Here is a 21,310-nt window from a genome sequence, read left to right as displayed (position 1 = left end):
AGTGGGGCATTCAGAACAAAAACCAGTATTTAGAACAGTGCGCTCGCCAGGTTCCTGCGGGCACGCCCGATCGACGGGTCGTCGCCCGGAAGGGCGTCGAAGAGGCCGAGCAGATGCATCCTGACCTTGTCGCGCTCGTCGCCCGAGGTCCGCCGGACCACCCCGATGAGCCGGTCGAAGGCCGTGTCCACGTCACCGGCGAGCATCTCGAAGTCGGCGGCCAGGAGCTGGGCGTCGATGTCGGCGGGGTCGGCCAGCCGGCCCTGCACCTCGGCCGGGTCGACGTCCTGGGTCCGCCGGATCAGCCCGAGCCCGGCCAGGCCCAGCTTGGCGTCCTCGTTGTTGGGGGAACGGGCCAGCAGCCGCTCGTAGGCGGCCACGGCCGCGTCGAGGTCGCCGGCGTCGATGGCCTGCTCGGCGGCGACCACGTCCGGGTCGGCCGGAGGCTCCTGCGGCCGCTCCTCGGCCTGGGCCTCCCCGGTGTCCGGCGGGAGGTATTGGGCCAGGGCCTCCATGAGCTGCGACAGCCAGTCACGCAGCTGCGGCTCGGTGGCGATGCCGGGGGCGACCGCCACCGGCTGACCCTGGAAGATGGCGTACAGGGCGGGCACGTTCTGCACCCGGAGCGCCTGTGCGATCTGCGGGCTGGCCTCGACGTCCACACGGGCGAGGACCCACCTGCCGGCGTTCTCGGCGGCGAGCTTCTCCAGCAGCAAACTGTATTCTTTCGCCTGCTCCGCGCGGGTCACCGTGAGCTCCAGCAGCACGAGGCTGTTCATGGAGCGTTCGACGACTTCCGTCGCGAAGTTGGCGTCATCGACGTAGACGACCTGCACCGGGGTGCCGCCGCTCTCCTGCGCCGCGGCCTCCCGCCGCGCCTGCGCGTCCAGCGCCTGCTTGCGCGCGCCGAGGTCCACGGCACCGTAGAGCGATCCGGGTCGAGTGAAGTCCGCTGGGCTCATACCTCCAATCCTGCCGTATCCCGATTACTGCGCCGACTCCCCACCGCTAGAAGCGGGCGGGCTCCAGGTATACGCCCCATTCGTCCCGGAGCACGCCGCAGATCTCCCCCAGCGTGGCCTCGGCGCGGGCCGCGTCGAGCATGGGCGGGATGAGGTTGCCCTCCCCCCTGGCGGTCCGGGCCAGCGCGGCCAGCGCGCCGTCCACGGCCTCCCGGTCGCGGGCGGCGCGGCGGGCGGCGAGGACGCGGTTCTGCTCGCGCTCGACCTCATGGCCGACGCGCAGGATCTCCAGCGGCTCCTCGACGGAGGCCGCGTGGCAGTTGACCCCGACGATCCGCTTGTCCCCCTTCTCCAGTTTGCGCTGGTAGCCGAAGGCGGCCTCGGCGATCTCGGACACGAACCAGCCGTCCTCGATGCCGCGCAGGATCCCCGAGGTCATCGACCCGTCGTGCCCCATGTCCCGGATCCTCGCGAAGATCGCCTCGGCCTCGGCCTCCAGCCGGTCGGTCAGCGCCTCCACGTACCAGGATCCGCCGAGCGGGTCGGCGACGTTGACGACCTCGGTCTCCTCCATGATCACCTGCTGGGTGCGCAGCGCGATCTCGGCGGCCTTCTCCGAGGGCAGCGCCAGGACCTCGTCCAGCGCGTTGGTGTGCAGCGAGTTGGTGCCGCCGAGCACGGCCGCGAGCGCCTCGACCGCGGTGCGCACCACGTTGTTGTACGGCTGCTGCGCGGTCAGCGACACCCCCGCCGTCTGGGTGTGGAAGCGCAGCCACTGCGCCCTGTCGGTCCTGGCCCCGTAGACGTCGCGCAGCCACCTCGCCCAGATCCGCCGGGCGGCCCGGAACTTGGCGATCTCCTCGAAGAAGTCGATGTGCGCGTCGAAGAAGAAGGACAGGCCCGGGGCGAAGACGTCGACGTCCAGCCCCCGCGACAGGCCGAGCTCCACGTAGCCGAACCCGTCGGCCAGGGTGAAGGCCAGCTCCTGCGCCGCCGTGGAGCCGGCTTCGCGGATGTGGTAGCCGGACACGCTGAGCGGCTTGTAGGCCGGGACGCCGGCGGCGCAGAACTCCATCAGGTCGCCGATCAGCCGCAGGTGCGGCCCGGGGGCGAACAGCCACTCCTTCTGCGCGATGTACTCCTTGAAGATGTCGGTCTGGAGCGTCCCGTTGAGCCGGGCGGCCGGCACCCCCTGCCGCTCGGCGGCCACGACGTACATGCAGAAGATCGGGGCGGCCGGGCCGCTGATCGTCATGGAGGTGGTGACGTCGCCGAGCGGGATCCCGTCGAAGAGCAGGTCCATGTCCAGCGCGGAGTCGATCGCCACGCCGCAGTGGCCGACCTCGCCGAGCGAGCGCGGGTCGTCGGAGTCGCGGCCCATCAGCGTCGGCATGTCGAAGGCCACGCTCAGCCCGCCGCCGCCCGCGCCGAGGATCATCCGGTAGCGCTCGTTGGTCTGCCGGGCGTTGCCGAACCCGGCGAACTGCCGGATGGTCCACGTCCTGCCCCGGTAGCCGGTGGAGTACAGGCCCCGGGTGAAGGGATACTCCCCCGGCCAGCCGATGCGCTCCATGCGCGGGTCGTCGCCGGTGGGCCCGTAGACCGGCGCGACGTCGAGGCCGGAGAGGGTCCGGAACCCGGAGCCGCGCGTGCGGGCCCCGTCGAACCGCGCCTGCCAGCGCGCCCGCCCCGCCTCGATCTCCCCGGCGTCCATGGCCAGCCCCCCTGTACGGCTCGCGGCTCCTGTCCGGCGTGTGGCCTCACAGAAAATACTAGGACGCCCTATTAATTCCCGGCCGGCGCGGGCCACCGTACGGCCGGCGCAGGCCGCTGTGCGACCGACGTGGGCCGCTGTGCGACCGGCGCGGGCCACCGTGCGACCGGCGCGGGTCGCCGGACCGCCGGACCGTCCCGGCCGTACGGCTCCGCCGGTCAGCCCTCGAAATCCCCCGCGGCCACCCGCAAGGTCCTGAGCAGCCCGAACATCTGCTCCAGCTCCGCCTCGCCGTACATGGTCATGGCGAAATCGGCGCCCATCAGATCGGCGGTCGCCCGGTCCACGACCTCCCGGCCCCCGTCGGTGATCTCCGCCAGCACCCCCCGGCCGTCCCGGGGGTTGCGCATGCGGCGGACCAGCCCGGCCCGCTCCAGCCGGTCCACGGTGTTCGTCACGCTGGTGGGATGCACCATCAGCCGCTCGCCGATCGTGGACAGCGGCAACGCTCCCGTCTTGCTGAACGTCAGCAAAACCAGTGCCTCGTACCGGGCAAAGGTCAAGTCATGCGGTTTAAGTAGCGTGTCCAGTTGCGAGAGCAGGATCTGGTGCGCTCTCATGATCGACGTGACGGCGGCCATGGCCGAGGACGGCCCGAAGTGAACACGCCACGTCTCCGCGGCGCGCTCGATGGGGTCGAACGGCAGATTCAGCTGACCTGTAGCCACAGGGCTACGGTAGCGCGGCCTCATCCCGGTTCGCCCATATACGTAGAGTCACCGGATTGACGGCTTCACCAAGAACCCGGGCGCCAAACGTCACGCTCAGTTATGGTTCCCACATCGAATGGTGAGGGCGTGGCCAAGTGGCAGCGCGGACTCGCTCCGGCCTGCGGGGGATGCAGACCGGATCGGTCGCCGAGGGGACCGGCGGCCGCATTCACGGCACGGGGGGTTGCTTGATGAACGACAACTCAATGGCGTGCGGACGCCGCACGGGCTTCTGCTCAGCCGGCACGGCGTGGACCCGCTCCACGCGCGCCGGTGCGTGAGAACAGGGGCGTTTCACGCGAAGAACTCCAGCAGAGCGCAATGGTGGCGGTCGCCGTCCTGCTCGTGCTTGGTGTGGCCGCGGCGTGGAGCGTCCTCATTCCCGGTGTCAGCGCGTGGGAGAACATCATCGTCGCGGTGATCGGCTCGCTCCGCGTCACCGGCCCCGTGGCCGCGGCGTTCGCCGCCTGGGTGGCGGTGCGCAGGCGGCGCGGGACCGGCCGGCGGTCACTGACGACCTGGCAGGCGGTGCGCGCGCCGCTGGCGGTCCTGGTGGCGGTCGGCGGCGCCTTCACCGCGACGCTGCTGGTCCTGGCGGTCCGGGCCATGCTCACCGAGCAGGCGGGACGGCTGCTGCCCAGCGGCCTGGTCATGGGCGTGGCCGGGCTGGCGCTGTACGTCGCCATCGGCTGGGTGACCGGCTGGCTGCTGCCGTGGACGATCACGCCGGTGCTCGCCGGGCTCGGCTGCTACGGCCTGTTCACCTGGCTGGCCCAGGGCGCTACCTGGGCCGACCGGCTCGCCCCCACCACGCAGGAGCCCTACGACCCCTTCCGGGGGCTCAGCGCCGCCGCCCTGACCGACCAGACGCTCTGGCTGCTGGGCGTCAGCGCCGCGCTGCTGCTCGGCTGGGCCGCGGTCGTGACCCGGCAGTCGCTCGTGCTGGCCGCCGCGCTGCTGGCGGTGCTGGCCGCCGGGACCGGAGTGGCCCGGCTGCTCAGCGAGCCGACGACGATCTCCGCCCAGCGGGTGGTCTACAGCTGCCAGGAATGGCCGATCATGGTCTGCGTGCATCCGGGGATGCGCACCGGGCTGCCCGAACTCGGCTCCGCGTTCGTCAAGATCGCATCCCGGCTGGCGGGGACGCCCGGTGAGTTCTCCCGGCTGGAGCAGCATCCCCGGCGCGAGGACGTCTCCCTGCCGCCCGGCGCGGCCCCGATCCACGTCGACGACCTGGCCGCCGGTTTCGCCGACGAGGCGGCCGACGAGTTCGTCGAGAGCCTGGCCGAAGACTGCGACGGCACCCCGGCCGGCGGATACCGCGACATCGTGTCCGCGTGGCTGCGCGGCAAGCCGCTGCCCAGCGGGCCGCTCCCCGAGCATCAATACGCCGCCGCCTGGTTCTCCGGCCTCACCGACGCCCAGCGGCGGGACTGGCTGCGGCTGTACTACTCCGACTTCGTCGGCTGCCGGCTGCAGAGCACTCACTTCGGCGGGCAGGTGGGAGAGACCTGGCAGACAGGCGGGCCCACGCGGCCGGAGCAGATCGGCCAGAACGGTCAGGGCCTGCCGGTCCCGCAGGCCGAGCCCTCCTACCAGGCGCCCGCCACCGTGCCCTCCGCCGCCCCGGTCCCGCCGGGCCTTCCGAGGGAGGCCCCCGCCGAGAGACCGCGGACGGAGACACGGCCGCGGGGCTGACAAGATCAGCATAGGCTCGGCGTGAGAAAGCGGCCGCCGAGGGAAGGAGACCGCTGTGAAAGCCCCTACAGAAGCACCGCCCGAGGTCCCCTCCGCGCCTCGCCGGCGTGGCTGGCGCTTCCTCGCCGGGCTCCTCGTCGCCGTCGCGCTCCTCGTCGTGGGCGCCCGCCTGGCCTGGTCCTGGCTGGACCCGTTCGGCGGGACCACGGTCGACCGCAGCCAGCCCGTGCTGCTGCAGTCCATTCACGACCTGAGCCGCTTCGAGGCGGCCACCGGCAACTTCCAGGTCGTCGTGGACCTGGAGAAGGACGCCGCCTTCCTGCCCGACGCCGTCAAGGGCAGCCGGACGCTCTTCGTCGGGGCGGGCGGCGTCGACGCCTACGTCGACTTCGGCGGCCTCGCCACGGGCGCGCTGACCGTCTCGCCCGACCGCAAGGAGGTCACGGTCAAGCTGCCGCGCGCCCAGCTCGAAAAGCCCAACCTCGACAACAAGCGCTCCTACGTCTACGCCCAGCAGCGCGGCCTGTTCGACCGGGTCGAGGACTTCCTGTCCTCCTCCCCGGCCGACCAGCAGGAGCTCTACGTGCTCGCCGAGAAGAAGATCGCCGAGGCCGCCCAGGCCAGCGACCTGCGCAACCGCGCCGACCAGAACACCAAGAACATGCTCCGGGGCATGCTGACCACCCTCGGCTTCGAGAAGGTGACCGTCAAGTTCGCCGACGAGCCCTGACCGCCCGGCGTCAGCCGACGGCCGCCAGCAGCTCGTCGGCGGCCCGGTAGGGATCGAGGCCGGCCTCCAGGACACGGGTGGCGAGGGCGTCCAGGCGCCGGTCTCCGTGGAGGTGGGCGGAGCGGGAGCGGAGGGCGGCCAGGGCGATGGCCTCGATCTCGGCGCAGGCCCTGGCATGGCGCCGGCGGCCCAGCTCACCGGAGCTCTCAAGATAGGCCAGGTGCCCGTCGAGGGCGGCGACCACCTCCTCGGCGCCCTCGCCCCGGACGGCCACGGCCGGCACGATCGGCGGCCGCCAGGCCCGTCCGGCCAGGGCGACCATGTTGCGGAGCTCGCGGACGGCCGCCTGGGCGCCATCGCGGTCGGCCTTGTTCACCACGAACACGTCCGCGATCTCCAGGATGCCCGCCTTGGCCGCCTGGACGCCGTCGCCCATGCCCGGGGCGAGCAGCACGACGGTGGTGTCGGCCAGTGAGGCGATGTCCACCTCGGCCTGGCCGACCCCGACGGTCTCGATGAGGACGACCTCGCACCCGGCGGTCTCCAGGACGCGCAGCGCCTGGGGCGTGGCCCAGGCCAGGCCGCCGAGGTGGCCGCGGCCGGCCATCGACCGGATGAACACCTCCGGGTCGGTGGCGTGCTCCTGCATGCGGACCCGGTCGCCGAGCAGCGCCCCGCCGGTGAACGGCGAGGACGGGTCCACCGCGAGCACGCCGACCCTCATGCCCCGCCTGCGGAACGCCTGGATCAGCATCCCGGTGGAGGTGGACTTGCCCACCCCGGGGGCGCCGGTGAGCCCGATGACCCGGGCTCGGGACGGCCGGTCCGCGCAGAGCTCCGCGGTGATCTCCCGGAGCCGGGGCGAGCCGTTCTCCACCATGGAGATCAGCCTGGCCACCGCGCGGGGCCGGCCCTCCCGCGCCCGCGCCACCAGCTCGGGGACGTCCAAGGCGGGTTCCGACGCGCCCCGAGCGGCCGCGGCGGGACTCCCCACGGCCGGGGGCCGCCGGTCCCGTGCGGCCGGCCCGGGACCCCGAGCCGCCGGTGACGGCGCGCCCCGAGCGGCCGTGCCGGAGGCGTCCCCGGCCGGGGACCGCTCGTCCGGCGCGGCCACGTCGGATCCCTCCGCGGTCAGGCCGAGGGGACGCGGATGATCAGCGCGTCGCCCTGGCCGCCGCCGCCGCACAGGCCGGCGGCGCCGAGCCCACCGCCCCGGCGCTTGAGCTCGTGGGCGAGGGTGAGGACGATGCGGGCGCCGGAGGCGCCGATCGGATGGCCGACCGCGATGCCGCCGCCGTTGACGTTGACCTTGTCGAGCGGCACGCCGAGCTCCTTGGCCGACTGGAGGACGACCTGGGCGAAGGCCTCGTTGATCTCCAGCAGGTCGAGGTCGTCGGCCGAGAGGCCCTGCTTGCCGAGGGCGTGCTTGATCGCGTTGGCGGGCTGGGACTGGAGCGAGTTGTCGGGCCCGGCCACGTTGCCGTGCGCGCCGATCTCCGCCAGCCAGTCGAGGCCCAGCTCCTCGGCCTTGGCCTTGGACATCACGACCACCGCGCAGGCGCCGTCGGAGATCTGCGAGGCCGAACCGGCGGTGATGGTGCCGTCCTTGCTGAAGGCCGGCCGCAGCCGCCCCAGGGTCTCGACCGTGGTGTCGCCGCGCACGCCCTCGTCGGCGGCGAAGACCAGCGGCTCCCCCTTGCGCTGCGGGATCGACACCGGGACGATCTCGTCGTCGAGCACGCCGTTCTTGATCGCGGCGGCGGCGAGCTCGTGGGAGCGGGCGGAGAAGGCGTCCTGCTCCTCGCGGGTCAGGCCCAGGCGCGCGTTGTGCCGCTCGGTGGACTCGCCCATGGACACCTGGTCGTAGGCGTCGGTCAGGCCGTCGAAGGCCATCGAGTCCACGATGTCGGCGCCGCCGTACTTCACCCCCCGGCGCAGGCCGGGCAGCAGGTGCGGGGCGTTCGACATGGACTCCATGCCGCCGGCGACCACGATGTCGAACTCGCCCGCCCTGATGAGCTGGTCGGCCAGGGCGATGGCGTCCAGCCCGGACAGGCAGACCTTGTTGATCGTCAGCGACGGCACGGACATCGGGATCCCGGCCTTGACGGCGGCCTGGCGGGAGGGGATCTGGCCCGCTCCGGCCTGGAGCACCTGGCCCATGATCACATACTGCACGGCTTCGGGAGCGACGCCGGAGCGCTCCAGCGCCGCCTTGATGGCGATGCCGCCGAGCTCGACGGCCGACAGACCGGCCAGCGAGCCGAGCAGCCGGCCGATGGGGGTGCGAGCTCCGGCGACGATGACGGAAGCAGACATAAAAGGGGCCTCCCTGGCGGGACTTGGGGCGACTTTGCCACCATACCCATGAGCACCTGAGCGACCGCTATGGAGGCCGGCCCTATGTTCATGCGTATCGACCATGTGGCAATCGCCTGTCACGACCTCGAGGAGAAGATCGCGCTCTTCGAACGGATCTTCGAGCTGACGGTGGTGGCGCGCGAGATCAACGAGGAGCAGGGCGTCAAGGAGGCGATGCTGCACGTCGTCGACGGCGACGGCGGCGGCTCCTACATCCAGCTCCTCGAACCGCTCTCCCCCGACACGCCGGTCGGCAAATTCCTCGCCAAGCGCGGGGAGGGGGTGCACCACGTCGCGTTCGGCGTCCCGGATGTGACCGAGGCCATGGGGGAGATCGGCGGCAGGGGCGTCAGACTGCTCGACGAGAAGCCCCGGCACGGCTCGATGGGCTCTTCCATCGCTTTCTTGCATCCCAAGGATGTGGGAGGAATGCTGACAGAACTCGTTCAGGCCCGGCCCACTGACCAAGGCCATAACCACTGATCGAGCGTTCTGTCAAATGCAAGAAAGGCTCATACGTAACAAATCGCGCAGAAAGTCGGAGGAGACCGCCAACACGGCAACACCAGAGTACGCTGGCCTATCACCGGACGTGGATCCCGCCACGGCTCCCGCCTCGGATGTCCGAAATCCCCCGTCCGGCCCGTGTAGCCGTCTCGACAACCCAGGATCGAGCCTCCATGCAGTCCGACATCGACGCCCAGCTCAACAACTTCTTTGAAGACGCCCCCGCTCGGGAATTCGACGTGGTGCTCCGTGGCTATGACCGGCACCAGGTTCACGACCATCTGAAGCAGGTCGACAACGAGCTGCGCCAGGCCCGGGAGCAGGTTCAGGGCCTGCAGCGAGATCTGTCCGACTCCCAGCGTCAGTTGCAGGAGCAGGAGCGCCCGACCTACTCCGGCCTGGGGGCGCGGATCGAGCAGCTGCTCCGCCTCGCCGAGGAGCAGGCCACCGAGCTGGTCCAGGCCGCCCGGTCGGAGGCGAACGAGATCAAGGCCGCGTCCAAGGTCGACGCCGCCGACCTGCGCGCCGCGGCGGAGAACGAGGCGGCCGAGAAGCGCGCCCTCGCCACCCGCGAGGCCGACGACATGCGCACCACCGCCGAGCGCGAGGCCGAGGAGATCCGCTCGACCGCCCGCCGGGAGGCCGACGAGCTGACCGCCACCACCGAGCGCGAGGTCGCCAAGCTGCGGGCCACCGCCGACCACGAGGTGGCCGAGAAGCGCGCCGACGCCGAGCGCGAGATCGCCAAGCTGCGCACCACCACCGAGCGCGAGGTCGCCCAGCTCCGCGCCTCGACCAAGCGCGAGCGCGACGAGGTCCTCACCACCGCCAAGCGCCAGGCCGACGAGATGCGCGCCCAGGCCCAGCGGGTCCTGGAGGAGTCCGAGGCCAAGCGCGCCCAGGACGAGGCCGAGTTCGAGATCCAGCTCGCCGCCCGCCGCGAGGAGGCCGAGCGCCAGGAGGCCGAGCGCCACGCCACCGCGCAGGCCAACACGCAGAAGCTGGTCTCCGAGGCGGAGCAGCGCGCGGCCACCGCCGAGCAGCGCGCCACCAAGGCCACCCAGCAGGCCGAGCAGACCCGGCGCGAGGCCGACACCCACGCCAAGCAGCTGCTCGCCAACGCGCGCAAGAACGCCGACCAGCTCGTCGCCGAGGCCAAGGCGAGCGCCGAGTCGATCGTCTCCGACGCCAAGACCGAGTCCGAGCGGACCCGCTCGGTGGCCCAGCGCCAGGTCGACGAGCTGACCCGCCAGCGCGACAGCATCACCAGCCACCTCGCCCAGCTCCGCCAGCTGCTCGGCGGCGCGCCGCTCCCGGCCTCCGAGCCGGAGCCCGCGATCGCCGCGGCCCCGGCCAAGCCGGCCATCCCCGCGGCCAACGGCAGCGAGAGCCCGGCTCCCGCGCCCGCCCCGGCCAAGGCCGAGACGAAGGACGACGACGCGGAGTGGTGGCAGGAGTAGGCACCACCGGATCGGGGCGTTGACGACGGCTACGGGAGAGCCTGGCGACCTTCGGGTCGCTAGGCTCTCCTTCTGTCTTTCCGCCGTCCCGCGCGGCTCCGCGCACCCCGCGGCGCGCTCGCGCGCACCCCTGAGCTAGGAGCAGCCGTGCCCGAAGCGTCCCAGACAGCCGACGTCCCCGCGGCGCCCGCGCCGGGACCTCGCACCTCCCCGGACGCCGACGCCCCCGCGGCCGACATCCCGCCCGACGCCGCCTCCGCCGACGTCCGGTCCGACGCCGCCGCGGCCGTCGCTCCGTCCTCCGCTCCGTCCTCCAGGGGCGCCGGTGCCGCCGAGGGCCCCCGTGCCTTCCCGGAGGCCCTGGAGGAGCACGCGGCGCCGTACGGCCGGCCGGGTAAGCCGCTGGCCAAGAACCCCTTCCTGATCGGCCTGACCGCCGGCATGGGCCTGCTGACCGCGTGGGCGCTGGCCCAGGCCCTGGTCACCTCGCGCAGCGTGATCGTCCTGGTCGTGGTGGCGATGTTCCTCGCCCTGGGACTGAACCCGGCCGTCGAGGCGCTGCAGCGGCACCGGCTGGCCCGCCGCGGGGCGATCACGATCGTCTTCGGCGCGGTGATCATGTTCTTCGTGCTCTTCGGGCTCGCGATCGTCCCGCCGGTGAGCCAGGAGATCACCGCGTTCATCGGCGCGGTCCCCGGCTACATGCAGGAACTGCTCACCAACCCCACGCTCAAGGAGCTCGACAGCGACTACCAGATCCTGACCCGGGCGGGGGACTTCATCACCGGCGGCGGCCTCGCCACGACGGTGGCCGGCGGCCTGGTCGGCGCCGGCGCCGTGGTGTTCAACGCGTTCTTCTCCGGGGTCACGCTGCTGGTCCTGACGCTGTACTTCCTCGGCTCGCTGCCCTCGATCAAGGACTACCTCTTCCGGCTCGTGCCGAGCAGTCGCAGGGAGCGGACCCGGGCGCTCGGCGACGAGATCATCAGCGGCATCGGCGGCTACGTGGCCGGCAACCTGCTGATCTCGGTGATCGCCGGCGTGGTCAGCTGGGTGTTCCTCGGCGTCCTGGGCGTCGAGTACGCCCTGGCGCTCGCCCTGGTCGTGGCGGTCACCGACCTGATCCCGCTGGTCGGCGCGACGATCGGCGCGGTGCTGGTGAGCGTGGTGGCGCTGCTGCAGTCGGGGACGCTGGGCATCGCCTGCGGGATCTTCTTCCTGGTCTACCAGCAGGTGGAGAACTATCTGGTCTATCCGCGCGTGATGAAGCGCTCGGTGGACGTGGCCCCGGCGGTCACCGTGATCGCCGCGCTGTTCGGCGGCGCGCTGCTCGGCATCGTCGGAGCGCTGCTGGCCATCCCGGTGGCCGCGGCGATCGCGCTGATCATCCGCGAGGTGGTGCTCCCCCGGCAAGCCCGGCTATGAAGCCGGCCACCGCGCGGTTGAACGCCTCGGGCTGCTCGATCGCGCTCAGGTGGCCCGCCTTCTCGATCACGGCCAGCCGCCCGTCCGGCACGGCCTCGACCATCGTCTCGGCGTCGGCGAGCGGGGTGAGCAGGTCCTCCTCCCCGACGATCACCAGCGCTGGCTCCTTGAGCCCGCGCAGGGTGTCGAGGGAGTCGGAACGGGCCGCCATGGCCCGCTGCGCCCAGGCCACGGCCTTCGGCGGGGCCGACTGGACCAGCCCGCGCACCCGGCCGGACACCATCGCCCTGCGCCGCGCGGTCGTCACCCCCAGCAGCGACGGGAGCACCTCCTCCACCAGGATCGAGGTGCCGCCGTCGAGCACGGCGGCGGCGATGCGCTCGCGGTTGGCCCTGGCCGCCTCGGCATCGGCGGCCGCCTTGGTGTCGGCGAGGACCACCCCCAGCACCCGGTCGGGGTGCCGGCGGCACAGCGCCATCGTCACGTAGCCGCCCATGGACAGCCCGCCGACGACGGCCCGGTCGACGCCCTCGTGATCGAGCAGGCGCACGACGTCGTCGGCCATCACGTCGAGGGAGGGGGCGTCGTCGCCCAGCACCGAGCCACCGAAACCGCGCAGGTCGGGGGTGATGACCTTGCAGACGGCGCTCAGCCCCTCGCGCTGGGCCAGCCACATGGCCGATGACAGAGGGAAGGCGTGCAGGAGGACGACCGGAAGTCCCTCGCCCGCCGATCGCGTGTACAGGTGCACGCAGTCCACCGTAATCGCGGAGCAGCGATCTGGCACCCCTTGATTCACAACGGGTTGTGATGGCGCGCTGACTCCACCGTCAAGGACGGGGCGGGCCCCTGCGGGCCGGCGCCTCCCCGCCCCCGGGGCCGTGGGCGCGGGCTCCGCCGCCGGGGGCCGGGCGGGACCCTACGGGCCGGCGACCTCCGTGGGGAGGGGGTGGGCGGCCGGGTTCACCCGTCGGACGATCTCGTTCAGGACGATCCGCACGTACGGCTCGCCGACCCACAGGTGCTTGGCGCCGTCCACCCCGATGACCTCGGCCTGGGGGACCCGGGCGAAGCGCTCCCGGGCCTTCTCCGGCTGCAGGTAGTCGTCGAACTCGGGGACCAGCGCGGTCAGCGGCCGGCCGAACGCCGCCCACACGTCGAGGTCGGCGTCGGTGGCCCGGTGCAGCGGCGGGGAGAGGAGGACGGCCCCCTCCACGAGCGGGTCGTGACCCCATTTGAGCACCAGCTCGGTGCCGAACGACCAGCCGACCAGCCAGACCCGCGGCAGGTCGTGGAACTCGGCGTACTCCAGCGCGGCGGCGACGTCGAGCCCCTCCTGCTCCCCCTTGCCGAAGGCGCCCTGGGAGGTGCCCCGGTCGGAGGTCGTGCCGCGCGTGTTGAACCGCAGCACGGCCAGGTCCGCCAGCGCGGGCAGCCGGTTGGCGGCCTTCTTGTAGAGGTGGCTGTCCATCATGCCGCCGTGCGTGGGCAGCGGGTGCAGGCAGATCAGCGTGGCCACCGGGGGCCGGTCGGCCGGCAGGGCCAGCTCGCCGACGAGGGTCAGCCCGTCGGCCGTGTGCAGCTCGATCGGCTCCCTGCGCGCGGGCAGCACCGTAGAGGCCCGGATCTCCATGTATCCCACTCCATCTCGTGAGCGGGCGCCGGTGGACCGGGGTCCGGGGACGGGCGCCACGCGATCGTCGTCAGTATCGGGTCCGGCCGGGGCCGCGCTTGACCCGGTTGCGCCAGCACGCGGTGTGCCAGTGCCTGCGCTCGTTCTCCCCGCCCGCCCATGCCGGCCAGCTCACCAGGTGCGGCAGGCCGGACCTGATCTCCTGGTCGCAGCCGGGGCAGCGGTAGACCTTGTCCGCTCCGGCGCCGGTGACCCGGCGCACGTGCCAGTCGCCGTCGGGCCACTCCTCGACCTGGTCGACCCCGGGCACGGACCCGCCGACCGGGCGGGAGGAGGAATTGCGGCTGCCGCCCCGGTCGAAGGGGCTCATCCGGCGGGCTCTGCGAGGGCTCATGGCAGGTCGCGGATGCTCCGCACCCCGGCCGTGACGAGCTGGTCGAGCAGCGGCGCCGGGGCCAGGGACGGCTCGCGATACTCGGCGTAGAGGGCGCGCAGCCCGTCGCGGACGGTCTCCAGCCCCAGCTCGTCGAGCATCTCGAACGGCCCGGTGGGGTAGCCGCAGCCCAGCCTCATGGCCGCGTCGATGTCCTCGACGCTCGCGTAGCCGGAGTCGTACATCCGCACGGCGTCGTTCAGATACGGGTAGAGGAGCGCGTCCACCACGAACTCGGCCCGGTCCTTGCACGGCACCGGGGTCCGGCCGGCGATCCGCACCAGGCCCTCCACGGCGCGCGCGGCCTCGGGCGAGGTGAGCACCGTGGAGGCGACCTCGGCGACCTTGTCGCCGACCAGGTGCAGGCCGACCAGGCGCTCGGGGTGCGGCAGCCCCGCGGCCAGCTCGACCACGGGGGTGCGCGACAGCGCGACGACCACGTCGGCGTCCTCCGTGGAGGCGGACTTGAACCCGGCGGCGGAGAGCCTGTCGGCGAGCTCCTGAGCCCCCTCGCCCAGCACCGCCACCGAGTTCACCGACGGTTTGTCCGCCGGCGGCCCGCCGGGCTCCTCGCCCCGGTAGAAGCCGCCGCCGGACTTGCGGCCGAGCAGGCCGGCGGTGACCAGCTCGCGCAGGATCGGCGCGGGGGCGTGGCGGCGGTCGCGGCTCTCCTGGAACAGCACGCACAGCACCTCGTAGGAGGTGTCCAGGCCGATCAGGTCGAGCAGGGTGAAGGGGCCCATCGGCAGCCCGACGCCGGCCTTCATCGCGACGTCGATGTCGTCGCGGGTGGCCAGGCCGCCGTCCAGCAGCGTGGCGGCGTGGTTGAGGTAGGTCAGCAGCAGCCGGTTGACCACGAACCCGGCGCGGTCGCCGACGGTCACCGGGGTCTTGCCGAGCCTGCGCGCGAGGTCCGCCACCTCCCCGGCCAGGCCGTCCTCGGTGGCCACCGTACGGATGACCTCGACCAGCTTCATGATCGGCGCGGGGTTGAAGAAGTGCATGCCCACGACCTGGCCGGGCCGGGTCGTGGTGGCCGCGATCTCGGTGACCGAGAGCGAGGAGGTGTTGGTCGCGAGCACCGCCGACGGCTTGCAGATGCGGTCGAGGTCGGTGAACAGGGCGCGCTTGAACTCCATGACCTCGGGGATGGCCTCGATCACCAGATCGGCGTCGGCGAGGTCCTCCAGGGAGGTGGTGAAGGTCACCCGGCCGAGGATCTCCGCACGCCCGGCCTCGCTCAGCCTCCCCTTGGCCAGGGCCCTTCCGGTGGAGCCCTCCAGGTGGCCCCGGCCCCGCTCCAGCGCCGCCGGGTCGGCCTCCACACCGGTGACCGCGAGCCCCGCGCGGGCGAACACCTCGGCGATCCCCGCGCCCATCGTGCCGAGCCCGACCACTCCGACCTTCTCAAAGCTGCGCGTCATGCGGCCCAGTCTCCCAGAGGTGCCTGTCCCACCCCAAAACCGGCTTGGGCCCTCGGCACCGGGATCTCACCGGTAGGGTTGGCGCTCATGCGGTTGGTCATCGCGCGATGCAGCGTGGATTACGTGGGAAAGCTCACTGCGCATCTTCCGATGGCGCCCCGGCTGATCCTGATCAAGGCGGACAGCTCGGTCTCCATCCACGCCGACGACCGGGCCTTCAAACCACTGAACTGGATGAATCCGCCGTGCAAGCTCCGCGAGGAGGAGGGCACCTGGACGGTGACCCACGGCAAGACCGGTGAGAAGCTCGTGCTCACCATGGAGGAGATCATCCACGACTCCAGCCACGAGCTGGGGGTGGACCCCGGTCTGATCAAGGACGGCGTCGAGGCTCACCTGCAGGAGTTGCTGGCCGAGCACATCACCACGCTGGGCGCGGGCTGGACGCTGGTCCGCCGCGAATACATGACGGCGATCGGCCCGGTGGACATCCTCTGCCGTGACCACGCTGGAGCGACCGTGGCCGTGGAGCTCAAGCGCCGCGCGGGCATCGACGCCGTGGAGCAGCTCACCCGCTATCTGGAGCTGATGAACCGCGACCCCCTGCTCGCCCCGGTCTCCGGCATCCTGGCCGCCCAGGCCATCGCGCCGCAGGCCAGGACCCTCGCGGAGGACCGCGGCATCCGCTGCGTCACCCTCGACTACGACGAGCTGCGGGGCATCGAGCGCAACGACACCCTGTTCTAGGTCCCAGCCCCGTTGTTCTAGGTTCCAGCCCCGTTCCGGGCTCCTGGCCCCGTTCCAGATTTCCGGCCATGTTCCAGCCCCGGGGCCGGGCCCCGTCCACCGCGGCCCGGCGGTGTCCACCGCGGCGTGATCCCTGTCCTCCGAACGGAGGACAGGGGGTTCCACCGGTCGTTGGTGTCGCGCGAGCCGCGCCTGGACGACGCTTGAGACATGACGACAGCGGTGACGGTGCGGGGCCTGGCCAAGCGATACGGCGACGTGCAGGCGGTCGGGGGCATCGACCTCGACATCAACGCGGGCGAGGTGTTCGCGATCCTCGGCCCGAACGGGGCAGGGAAGTCCACCACGGTGGAGATCATGGAGGGCTACCGGACCCGGGACGCCGGAGAGGTCAGCGTCCTGGGCGCCGACCCGGGCAGGCCGACCCGCGAGTGGCGCTCCCGGATCGGCGTGGTGCTGCAGACGGCCAACGACGTCGCCGAGGCGACGGTACGGGAGACCGTGCGGCACTTCGCGGGCTACTACCCCAACCCCAAGGACCCGGACGAGGTGATCGAGCAGGTCGGCCTGACCGACAAGGCCGGCAAGCGGATCCGCCAGCTCTCCGGCGGCCAGCGGCGCCGGGTCGACGTGGCGCTGGGGGTGATCGGCGGCCCGGAGCTGCTCTTCCTCGACGAGCCGACCACCGGGTTCGACCCCGAGGCGCGCCGGCAGTTCTGGGAGCTGATCGAGGGCCTGGCCCACCAGGGGACCACGATCGTGCTGACCACCCACTATCTGGACGAGGCGGAGGCGCTGGCCGACCGGGTGGCGGTGGTCGCCAGGGGCCGCGTCGTGGCCGAGGGCGAGCCGGCGACCCTGGGCGGCCGTGCCACCGCCAAGGCCACGGTGAGCTGGTCCGACGGGGGCGAGCGCCGGGTGCTGGAGACCGATGTCCCGACCAGGACCGTGCTTGAGCTGACCCATCGCTTCGACGGCGAGGTGCCCGAGCTGACCGTGACCCGCCCCTCCCTGGAGGATGTGTACCTCCGGCTCGTCGAAGATCCCCGCTGACCACACCCCGGCCCGCGCCGAACTCTCCGTCCGGCTTCCCGAACTCTCGGTCCGGCTTCCCGAACTCTCCGTCCGGCCCCCTCCCCGGACCGCCGGGCCTTCCCGGACCGCGTCCGGCCGGTCCGTCGGACCTCCCGCCCGGCCTTTCCCGGACCGAGCTCCCCGGCCCCTCCCCGGGCCACGCCGAACTCTCCGTCCGGCCCCTCCCCGGTCCGCGTCCCCGGCCCGCCGGCTCCCCGTCCGGCCGCTCCCCCGCCCGTACCGCGACGCGGCAGGTGGGGAGCCGGCCGTCACCCCCATCAGCCCTCATCGATCCCCCGAGGTGATCATTCCGTGAGCAAGACCGTCACCCGAGCCCCCGCCCCGGCCCTCGCGGCCAGGCAGCCTTCCGCGACACGACTGGGGCTGTCGCGGGCGGCGCTGGAGACCAGGCTGTTCTTCCGCGAGAGAGACGCGGTCATCTTCACCTTCGCCTTCCCGATCGTCCTGCTGGTGATCTTCGGGTCGATCTTCGAGGGCGATCTGGGGGTGAGCGGGCTCAGCGTCTCCCAGCTCTACGTGGCCGGGCTGATCGGCTCGGCGGCGATGACGGGCTTCCAGAACCTGGGCATCGGCATCGCGATGGACCGCGACGACGGCACACTCAAGCGGCTGCTGGGCACGCCGCTGCCGGCCGCCTCCTACTTCATCGGCAAGGCGCTCAACACCCTGGTCATCTCCGCCTGCCAGGTCGTGATCCTGCTGGCCATCGGGGTCGCGCTGTTCGGCCTGGAGCTGCCCTCGGCGGTCTCCACCTGGCTGACCTTCGCCTGGGTGTTCGTGCTGGGAGTGCTCGGCTCCTCCCTGCTCGGCATCGCGGTCAGCAGCCTGCCCCGGTCCGGCAAGAGCGCCAGCGCGGTGATCGCCATGCCGTTCGTGGTGCTGCAGTTCATCTCCGGGGTGTTCATCCCCGTCGCCCAGCTCCCGGCCTGGCTGGTGAACATCGCGTCGATCTTCCCGCTCAAGTGGATGTGCCAGGGTTTCCGCTCGGTCTTCCTGGGTGACGCCGGTGCCACACTGGAGCTCGCGAAATCGTACGAACTCGGCCGGGTCGCCCTCATCCTGGGAGCCTGGGTCGTCGGAGGGCTGGTGCTGTGCCTGGTGACGTTCCGCTGGAAGAGTCGCCGCGACGGATGAGGCCGCCGGTCCGGCTCGGGCGCCCCGCCGGCCCGTCCGAGCCGCACGTCTGGCGCTCGCTGCGCGGCTGGGAGCTGCTCCTGGTCGTCGCGACGCTCCTGCCCGCGCCGTTCATCCTGACGGGCGATCTCCCGCCCCTGGAGAGATACCTCGCCGCCGGCCTCGTGGCCGCGATCGTCCCGGTCTACTTCCTGCTCGGCCGGCCGGCGATCCTGGCCGAGAACCGGCGGCGGGGCCTGGCCTACCTCGTCGTCGTGGTCGCCCTGTTCACCCCGGCGACGTTCATCGAGTCCTCCACGACGTTCGCCCTCTTCGGCCTCTGCCCGCAGGCGTTCATCGTCCTGCGGGCCAGATGGGCGATCATCGTCGTGATCGCGTTGAACGCCGGCCCGGCCGTCCATTTCCTGGTCGGCGCGACCGGGGCCGATTCGTTCAACTTCATGACCGTCATCACGATCGTGATCTTCTTCTCGGCCGTGTTCGGTGTCTGGATGGAACGGATCATGGAGCAGAGCGAGGAACGGGCCGCCCTCATCGAGGAGCTGGAGGCCCAGCGGGCCGAGGTGTCCAGGCTCTCGGCCGAGCGCGGGGCGCTGGCCGAACGCGAACGCCTGGCCGGGGAGATCCACGACACCCTGGCCCAAGGCTTCACCAGCATCATCATGCTGATCCAGGCGGCCGAGGCCCAGTCCGACCCGGCCCGCCACCTGCGGCTGGCCGTACAGACGGCACGCGAGAACCTGGCCGAGGCCCGCGCGCTGGTGGCCGCGCTCAGCCCGGCGCCGCTGAACGGCTCCACCCTGGACGAGGCGCTGGTGCGGCTGACCGGCCGGCTCGGCGAGGAGACGGGGACCGCCGCCGCCTTCACCGTCCACGGGGAGCCGCGCCCGCTGCCACCGGCCGTCGAGGTGGTGCTCATCCGGGCGGCCCAGGAGGCGCTGGCGAACGTGCGCAAGCACGCGGCGGCGGGCCGGGTGGACGTCTCGGCGTCCTACGGCCCGGAGACCGTGACGCTGGAGGTGCGTGACGACGGCCGCGGTTTCGACCCCACCCACACCGGGGGGTACGGTCTGCCTGGCATGCGCGCCCGCGTGGAGCAGGTGGGCGGCACCCTCAGGCTGACGAGTTCTCCGGGCGGGGGCACCACCCTTGAGGTCGTCCTCCCCGCCGACCGGCCCGACCAGGGAGCGTGACACGTGCTGCGTCTGATGATCGTCGATGACCACCCGGTGGTCCGGGAGGGCCTGCGGGGGATGCTGGAGGCCGACCCCGGGATCACGGTGGTGGGTGAGGCCGCGTCGGGGGACGAGGCGGTCGTGCGCTCCGGAGAGCTGCGGCCCGACGTGATCCTGATGGACCTGCGCATGCCGGACGGGGACGGGGTGAGCGCCACCTCGCGCATCCTCGCCGAGCGGCCGGAGAGCAGGGTGATCGTGCTGACCACCTACGAGACCGACCAGGACATCGTGCGGGCGGTCGAGGCGGGGGCCGCCGGATACCTGCTGAAGGACACCTCCAGGGCCGACCTTCTGGCCGCGATCTTCTCGGCGGCCCGGGGCGAGACCGTGCTGTCGCCGTCGGTGGCGACCCGGCTGGTCACCCGGATGCGGGCCCCGGTGGGCCAGTCGCTGTCGCCGCGCGAGGCGGAGGTGCTCTCCCTCGTGGCCGACGGGCTGACCAACGCGGAGATCGGCAAGGCCCTGTTCATCAGCGAGACGACGGTCAAGACCCACCTGCTGCGCGTCTTCGGCAAGCTCGGCGTCTCCGACCGCACCGCCGCCGTGACCACGGCGCTGGACCGGGGACTCCTCACCCGGTAGACGATGATCGACTCTCCTGGCCGACGGCGGTCCGGCCGGGGGCGATCCGGACCGCCCCCACCCCTCTCATCCGCGTACAGTCTCGCCCCGCTCACTCGCCGACAGCAGGAACTTGACTGGCTAGTCAGGCTTCTCACCTTCTTGCATGGAGGACGCAAGCGATAGCACACTTACTCTTCCGCAAAAAGGATCTTGCACCCATAATGGTGGATTCTGGGGGCCAGGATCATGAGGTGGAAGTGATAAAGCGAGCATTTGTCAAGCCCGCGACGGAGACGGAGACTTGACATGAATGGGCGATCATACAGAGGAATGTCAGCAGAGGAGCGGCTGGCGGAGCGCCGGGAGCGATTGATCGCCGCGGCATACACGCTCTACTCCGACCCCGGTTTCCCGGAGACCACGATCGAGAAGCTGTGCGCCGCGGCCCGCATCTCCAACCGCGCCTTCTACGAGTGCTTCTCCGGCCGGAACGAGCTGCTGCAGGCGGTGCACGACAGATGCGTGCAGGAGACGCTGCTGTCGGTGGCCAAGTCCATCGACCAGGCGCCGGACACGCTGCTCAGCCGGGTCGAGGCGGGCATCGCCGGATACATCGGCTTCGTCACCGAGGACAGGCGCCGCGCCCGGATCATGCATCTGGAGGTGCGCCGGGCGGGTGACTGCCTCACCCGGTCACGGCAGCAGGCCGTGGCGGCCTTCAGCCAGATCATCGAGGCCGCCGTCCTCGACCTGCCGGAGGCGGTCAAGGCCAATCAGCACCTGCTGGCGCTGGGCATGATCGGCGCGATCCAGGAACTGCTCATCGAGTGGGTGCTGGCCGACGACCCGCCCCCGGTCGAGCGGTTGATCAGCACCGCCGTGCACATCTTCTACCGGTCCTTCGTGACGTGAGCCCGCCGTACCGGACCCCGTGACGTGAGCCCGCCGTACCGGACTCCGTGCCGCGGACCCGCCGGTGTCAGGCCACCGCCGCCATGTGAACCTCGACGGTGAGCACCCGGTTGAGCCGGGTCACCGCCAGCACGCGCATGATCCGGGGCGGCACCCCGCGCAGGACGAGACGGCGCTCGGCGCCGAGCGCCCGGCGGTGGGTGCCCACCAGCACACCGAGGCCGGTGGCGTCGATCATCTCCAGCCCGGAGAGGTCCACGATCAGATCGCCGCTGCCGGAGTCGACCGCCTCGTGCAGCCGTGGGCGCATCCCGGCGACGGTACCGACGTCGAGCCGGTTGCCGACACTGATCACTTGGGCTCCGGGGTTTCCGGGGACGCGCATGCCACCTCCTCAGGTCGGGCCGCGGGGTGGACGCGACCGGACGTAATCTTGGTGCGCTACCGCGGGCGGACGGTCACGCAACGCGTTTCACGATTTCACGGCGGGCGGGACGCGGTCT

The 21,310-nt window shown here is 71.9% G+C and carries 21 protein-coding genes; 11 read left to right on the top strand and 10 right to left on the bottom strand.

Features of this window, described 5'->3' with window-relative positions; all coding sequences use genetic code 11:
• Positions 1 to 29: 29 nt before the first annotated feature.
• The 3 genes from J2S55_RS00330 to J2S55_RS00320 all read right to left on the bottom strand — a co-directional run bounded on the left by J2S55_RS00330 (position 30) and on the right by J2S55_RS00320 (position 3,428).
• Positions 30 to 962, bottom strand: coding sequence for a tetratricopeptide repeat protein (locus J2S55_RS00330; RefSeq protein WP_306856456.1), 933 nt, complete (start codon positions 960 to 962; stop codon positions 30 to 32).
• Between the two features lie 46 nt (positions 963 to 1,008).
• Positions 1,009 to 2,676 carry a coenzyme B12-dependent isobutyryl-CoA mutase large subunit gene (gene icmA, locus J2S55_RS00325; protein WP_306856454.1) on the bottom strand — a complete coding sequence of 556 codons (1,668 nt, stop codon included), beginning with the start codon at positions 2,674 to 2,676 and terminating at the stop codon, positions 1,009 to 1,011.
• 218 nt (positions 2,677 to 2,894) lie between these two features.
• The gene (locus J2S55_RS00320) at positions 2,895 to 3,428 is read right to left on the bottom strand and encodes a MarR family winged helix-turn-helix transcriptional regulator (protein ID WP_306856453.1); all 534 of its coding nucleotides are present in this window, start codon (positions 3,426 to 3,428) and stop codon (positions 2,895 to 2,897) included.
• 339 nt (positions 3,429 to 3,767) lie between these two features.
• On the opposite strand from J2S55_RS00320, the gene J2S55_RS00315 reads away from it, so the two are divergent.
• Both J2S55_RS00315 and J2S55_RS00310 read left to right on the top strand, forming a co-directional pair.
• A complete protein-coding gene (locus tag J2S55_RS00315) occupies positions 3,768 to 5,144 on the top strand; it encodes a hypothetical protein (RefSeq protein ID WP_306856452.1) in 1,377 nt (458 codons plus the stop codon).
• Positions 5,145 to 5,199: 55 nt separating this feature from the next.
• Entirely contained in the window at positions 5,200 to 5,874 is a 675-nt protein-coding gene (locus J2S55_RS00310; RefSeq protein WP_306856450.1) for a DUF4230 domain-containing protein, read from the top strand.
• A gap of 10 nt (positions 5,875 to 5,884) precedes the next feature.
• On the opposite strand, the gene meaB is transcribed toward J2S55_RS00310, so the two are convergent.
• Together meaB and J2S55_RS00300 are read right to left on the bottom strand one after the other, a co-directional pair.
• Positions 5,885 to 6,823, bottom strand: a complete 939-nt coding sequence (gene meaB, locus J2S55_RS00305) for a methylmalonyl Co-A mutase-associated GTPase MeaB (RefSeq protein ID WP_306856449.1) — start codon at positions 6,821 to 6,823, stop codon at positions 5,885 to 5,887.
• 182 nt (positions 6,824 to 7,005) lie between these two features.
• Entirely contained in the window at positions 7,006 to 8,193 is a 1,188-nt protein-coding gene (locus J2S55_RS00300) for an acetyl-CoA C-acetyltransferase (RefSeq protein ID WP_306856447.1), read from the bottom strand.
• A gap of 84 nt (positions 8,194 to 8,277) precedes the next feature.
• On the opposite strand from J2S55_RS00300, the gene mce reads away from it, so the two are divergent.
• The 3 genes from mce (at position 8,278) to J2S55_RS00285 (ending at position 11,627) form a co-directional block, all read left to right on the top strand.
• The gene (mce, locus tag J2S55_RS00295; RefSeq protein WP_306856445.1) at positions 8,278 to 8,718 is read left to right on the top strand and encodes a methylmalonyl-CoA epimerase; all 441 of its coding nucleotides are present in this window, start codon (positions 8,278 to 8,280) and stop codon (positions 8,716 to 8,718) included.
• 197 nt (positions 8,719 to 8,915) lie between these two features.
• Entirely contained in the window at positions 8,916 to 10,202 is a 1,287-nt protein-coding gene (locus tag J2S55_RS00290) for a DivIVA domain-containing protein (RefSeq protein WP_306856443.1), read from the top strand.
• Positions 10,203 to 10,349: 147 nt separating this feature from the next.
• Complete coding sequence (locus J2S55_RS00285) at positions 10,350 to 11,627, top strand: AI-2E family transporter (RefSeq protein ID WP_306856442.1); 1,278 nt, start codon at positions 10,350 to 10,352, stop codon at positions 11,625 to 11,627.
• Here J2S55_RS00285 and J2S55_RS00280 read toward each other — a convergent pair.
• The 4 genes from J2S55_RS00280 to J2S55_RS00265 all read right to left on the bottom strand — a co-directional run bounded on the left by J2S55_RS00280 (position 11,587) and on the right by J2S55_RS00265 (position 15,117).
• Positions 11,587 to 12,378, bottom strand: a complete 792-nt coding sequence (locus J2S55_RS00280) for an alpha/beta fold hydrolase (protein WP_306856441.1) — start codon at positions 12,376 to 12,378, stop codon at positions 11,587 to 11,589. The genes J2S55_RS00285 and J2S55_RS00280 overlap by 41 nt on opposite strands.
• Positions 12,379 to 12,546: 168 nt before the next feature.
• Positions 12,547 to 13,260, bottom strand: coding sequence for an alpha/beta hydrolase (locus tag J2S55_RS00275; protein WP_306856440.1), 714 nt, complete (start codon positions 13,258 to 13,260; stop codon positions 12,547 to 12,549).
• Between the two features lie 70 nt (positions 13,261 to 13,330).
• The gene (locus tag J2S55_RS00270) at positions 13,331 to 13,654 is read right to left on the bottom strand and encodes an Rv1322 family protein (RefSeq protein ID WP_306856438.1); all 324 of its coding nucleotides are present in this window, start codon (positions 13,652 to 13,654) and stop codon (positions 13,331 to 13,333) included.
• Entirely contained in the window at positions 13,651 to 15,117 is a 1,467-nt protein-coding gene (locus J2S55_RS00265) for a 3-hydroxyacyl-CoA dehydrogenase family protein (RefSeq protein ID WP_306856437.1), read from the bottom strand. Before J2S55_RS00265 ends, J2S55_RS00270 begins: the two co-directional genes overlap by 4 nt.
• 87 nt (positions 15,118 to 15,204) lie before the next feature.
• Here J2S55_RS00265 and nucS point away from each other — a divergent pair, with 87 nt between their 5' ends.
• The 6 genes from nucS (at position 15,205) to J2S55_RS00235 (ending at position 20,807) form a co-directional block, all read left to right on the top strand.
• Positions 15,205 to 15,864 carry an endonuclease NucS gene (gene nucS, locus J2S55_RS00260; protein WP_306856436.1) on the top strand — a complete coding sequence of 220 codons (660 nt, stop codon included), beginning with the start codon at positions 15,205 to 15,207 and terminating at the stop codon, positions 15,862 to 15,864.
• A gap of 210 nt (positions 15,865 to 16,074) precedes the next feature.
• The gene (locus J2S55_RS00255; RefSeq protein ID WP_306856435.1) at positions 16,075 to 16,917 is read left to right on the top strand and encodes an ABC transporter ATP-binding protein; all 843 of its coding nucleotides are present in this window, start codon (positions 16,075 to 16,077) and stop codon (positions 16,915 to 16,917) included.
• A gap of 333 nt (positions 16,918 to 17,250) precedes the next feature.
• Positions 17,251 to 18,093, top strand: a complete 843-nt coding sequence (locus tag J2S55_RS00250; RefSeq protein ID WP_306856433.1) for an ABC transporter permease — start codon at positions 17,251 to 17,253, stop codon at positions 18,091 to 18,093.
• On the top strand, positions 18,090 to 19,286 hold the full coding sequence (locus J2S55_RS00245) for a sensor histidine kinase (RefSeq protein WP_306856432.1): 1,197 nt from the start codon (positions 18,090 to 18,092) through the stop codon (positions 19,284 to 19,286). The genes J2S55_RS00250 and J2S55_RS00245 overlap by 4 nt, the downstream gene beginning before the upstream one ends.
• A gap of 3 nt (positions 19,287 to 19,289) precedes the next feature.
• A complete protein-coding gene (locus J2S55_RS00240) occupies positions 19,290 to 19,913 on the top strand; it encodes a response regulator (protein WP_306856431.1) in 624 nt (207 codons plus the stop codon).
• A 312-nt stretch (positions 19,914 to 20,225) separates the two neighbouring features.
• Positions 20,226 to 20,807 carry a TetR/AcrR family transcriptional regulator gene (locus J2S55_RS00235; protein WP_306856429.1) on the top strand — a complete coding sequence of 194 codons (582 nt, stop codon included), beginning with the start codon at positions 20,226 to 20,228 and terminating at the stop codon, positions 20,805 to 20,807.
• 67 nt (positions 20,808 to 20,874) lie between these two features.
• On the opposite strand, the gene J2S55_RS00230 is transcribed toward J2S55_RS00235, so the two are convergent.
• Complete coding sequence (locus J2S55_RS00230) at positions 20,875 to 21,192, bottom strand: STAS domain-containing protein (RefSeq protein WP_306856428.1); 318 nt, start codon at positions 21,190 to 21,192, stop codon at positions 20,875 to 20,877.
• Positions 21,193 to 21,310 lie beyond the last annotated feature (118 nt).

It is taken from the genome of Streptosporangium brasiliense (assembly GCF_030811595.1).
Lineage (GTDB): Bacteria > Actinomycetota > Actinomycetes > Streptosporangiales > Streptosporangiaceae > Streptosporangium > Streptosporangium brasiliense.
Note: the sequence above shows the minus strand (reverse complement) of the source record. Positions and strands in the feature narration are given on the sequence as shown.

Excerpts from the sequence above, each read along its gene's own strand:
- J2S55_RS00330 (WP_306856456.1), bottom strand. The coding sequence starts at position 962 with ATGAGCCCAGCGGACTTCACTCGACCCGGATCGCTCTACGGTGCCGTG.
- icmA (WP_306856454.1), bottom strand. The coding sequence starts at position 2,676 with ATGGACGCCGGGGAGATCGAGGCGGGGCGGGCGCGCTGGCAGGCGCGG.
- J2S55_RS00320 (WP_306856453.1), bottom strand. The coding sequence starts at position 3,428 with ATGAGGCCGCGCTACCGTAGCCCTGTGGCTACAGGTCAGCTGAATCTG.
- J2S55_RS00315 (WP_306856452.1), top strand. The coding sequence starts at position 3,768 with ATGGTGGCGGTCGCCGTCCTGCTCGTGCTTGGTGTGGCCGCGGCGTGG.
- J2S55_RS00300 (WP_306856447.1), bottom strand. The coding sequence starts at position 8,193 with ATGTCTGCTTCCGTCATCGTCGCCGGAGCTCGCACCCCCATCGGCCGG.
- mce (WP_306856445.1), top strand. The coding sequence starts at position 8,278 with ATGTTCATGCGTATCGACCATGTGGCAATCGCCTGTCACGACCTCGAG.
- J2S55_RS00290 (WP_306856443.1), top strand. The coding sequence starts at position 8,916 with ATGCAGTCCGACATCGACGCCCAGCTCAACAACTTCTTTGAAGACGCC.
- J2S55_RS00275 (WP_306856440.1), bottom strand. The coding sequence starts at position 13,260 with ATGGAGATCCGGGCCTCTACGGTGCTGCCCGCGCGCAGGGAGCCGATC.
- J2S55_RS00270 (WP_306856438.1), bottom strand. The coding sequence starts at position 13,654 with ATGAGCCCTCGCAGAGCCCGCCGGATGAGCCCCTTCGACCGGGGCGGC.
- J2S55_RS00265 (WP_306856437.1), bottom strand. The coding sequence starts at position 15,117 with ATGACGCGCAGCTTTGAGAAGGTCGGAGTGGTCGGGCTCGGCACGATG.
- nucS (WP_306856436.1), top strand. The coding sequence starts at position 15,205 with ATGCGGTTGGTCATCGCGCGATGCAGCGTGGATTACGTGGGAAAGCTC.
- J2S55_RS00255 (WP_306856435.1), top strand. The coding sequence starts at position 16,075 with ATGACGACAGCGGTGACGGTGCGGGGCCTGGCCAAGCGATACGGCGAC.
- J2S55_RS00245 (WP_306856432.1), top strand. The coding sequence starts at position 18,090 with ATGAGGCCGCCGGTCCGGCTCGGGCGCCCCGCCGGCCCGTCCGAGCCG.
- J2S55_RS00235 (WP_306856429.1), top strand. The coding sequence starts at position 20,226 with ATGTCAGCAGAGGAGCGGCTGGCGGAGCGCCGGGAGCGATTGATCGCC.
- J2S55_RS00230 (WP_306856428.1), bottom strand. The coding sequence starts at position 21,192 with ATGCGCGTCCCCGGAAACCCCGGAGCCCAAGTGATCAGTGTCGGCAAC.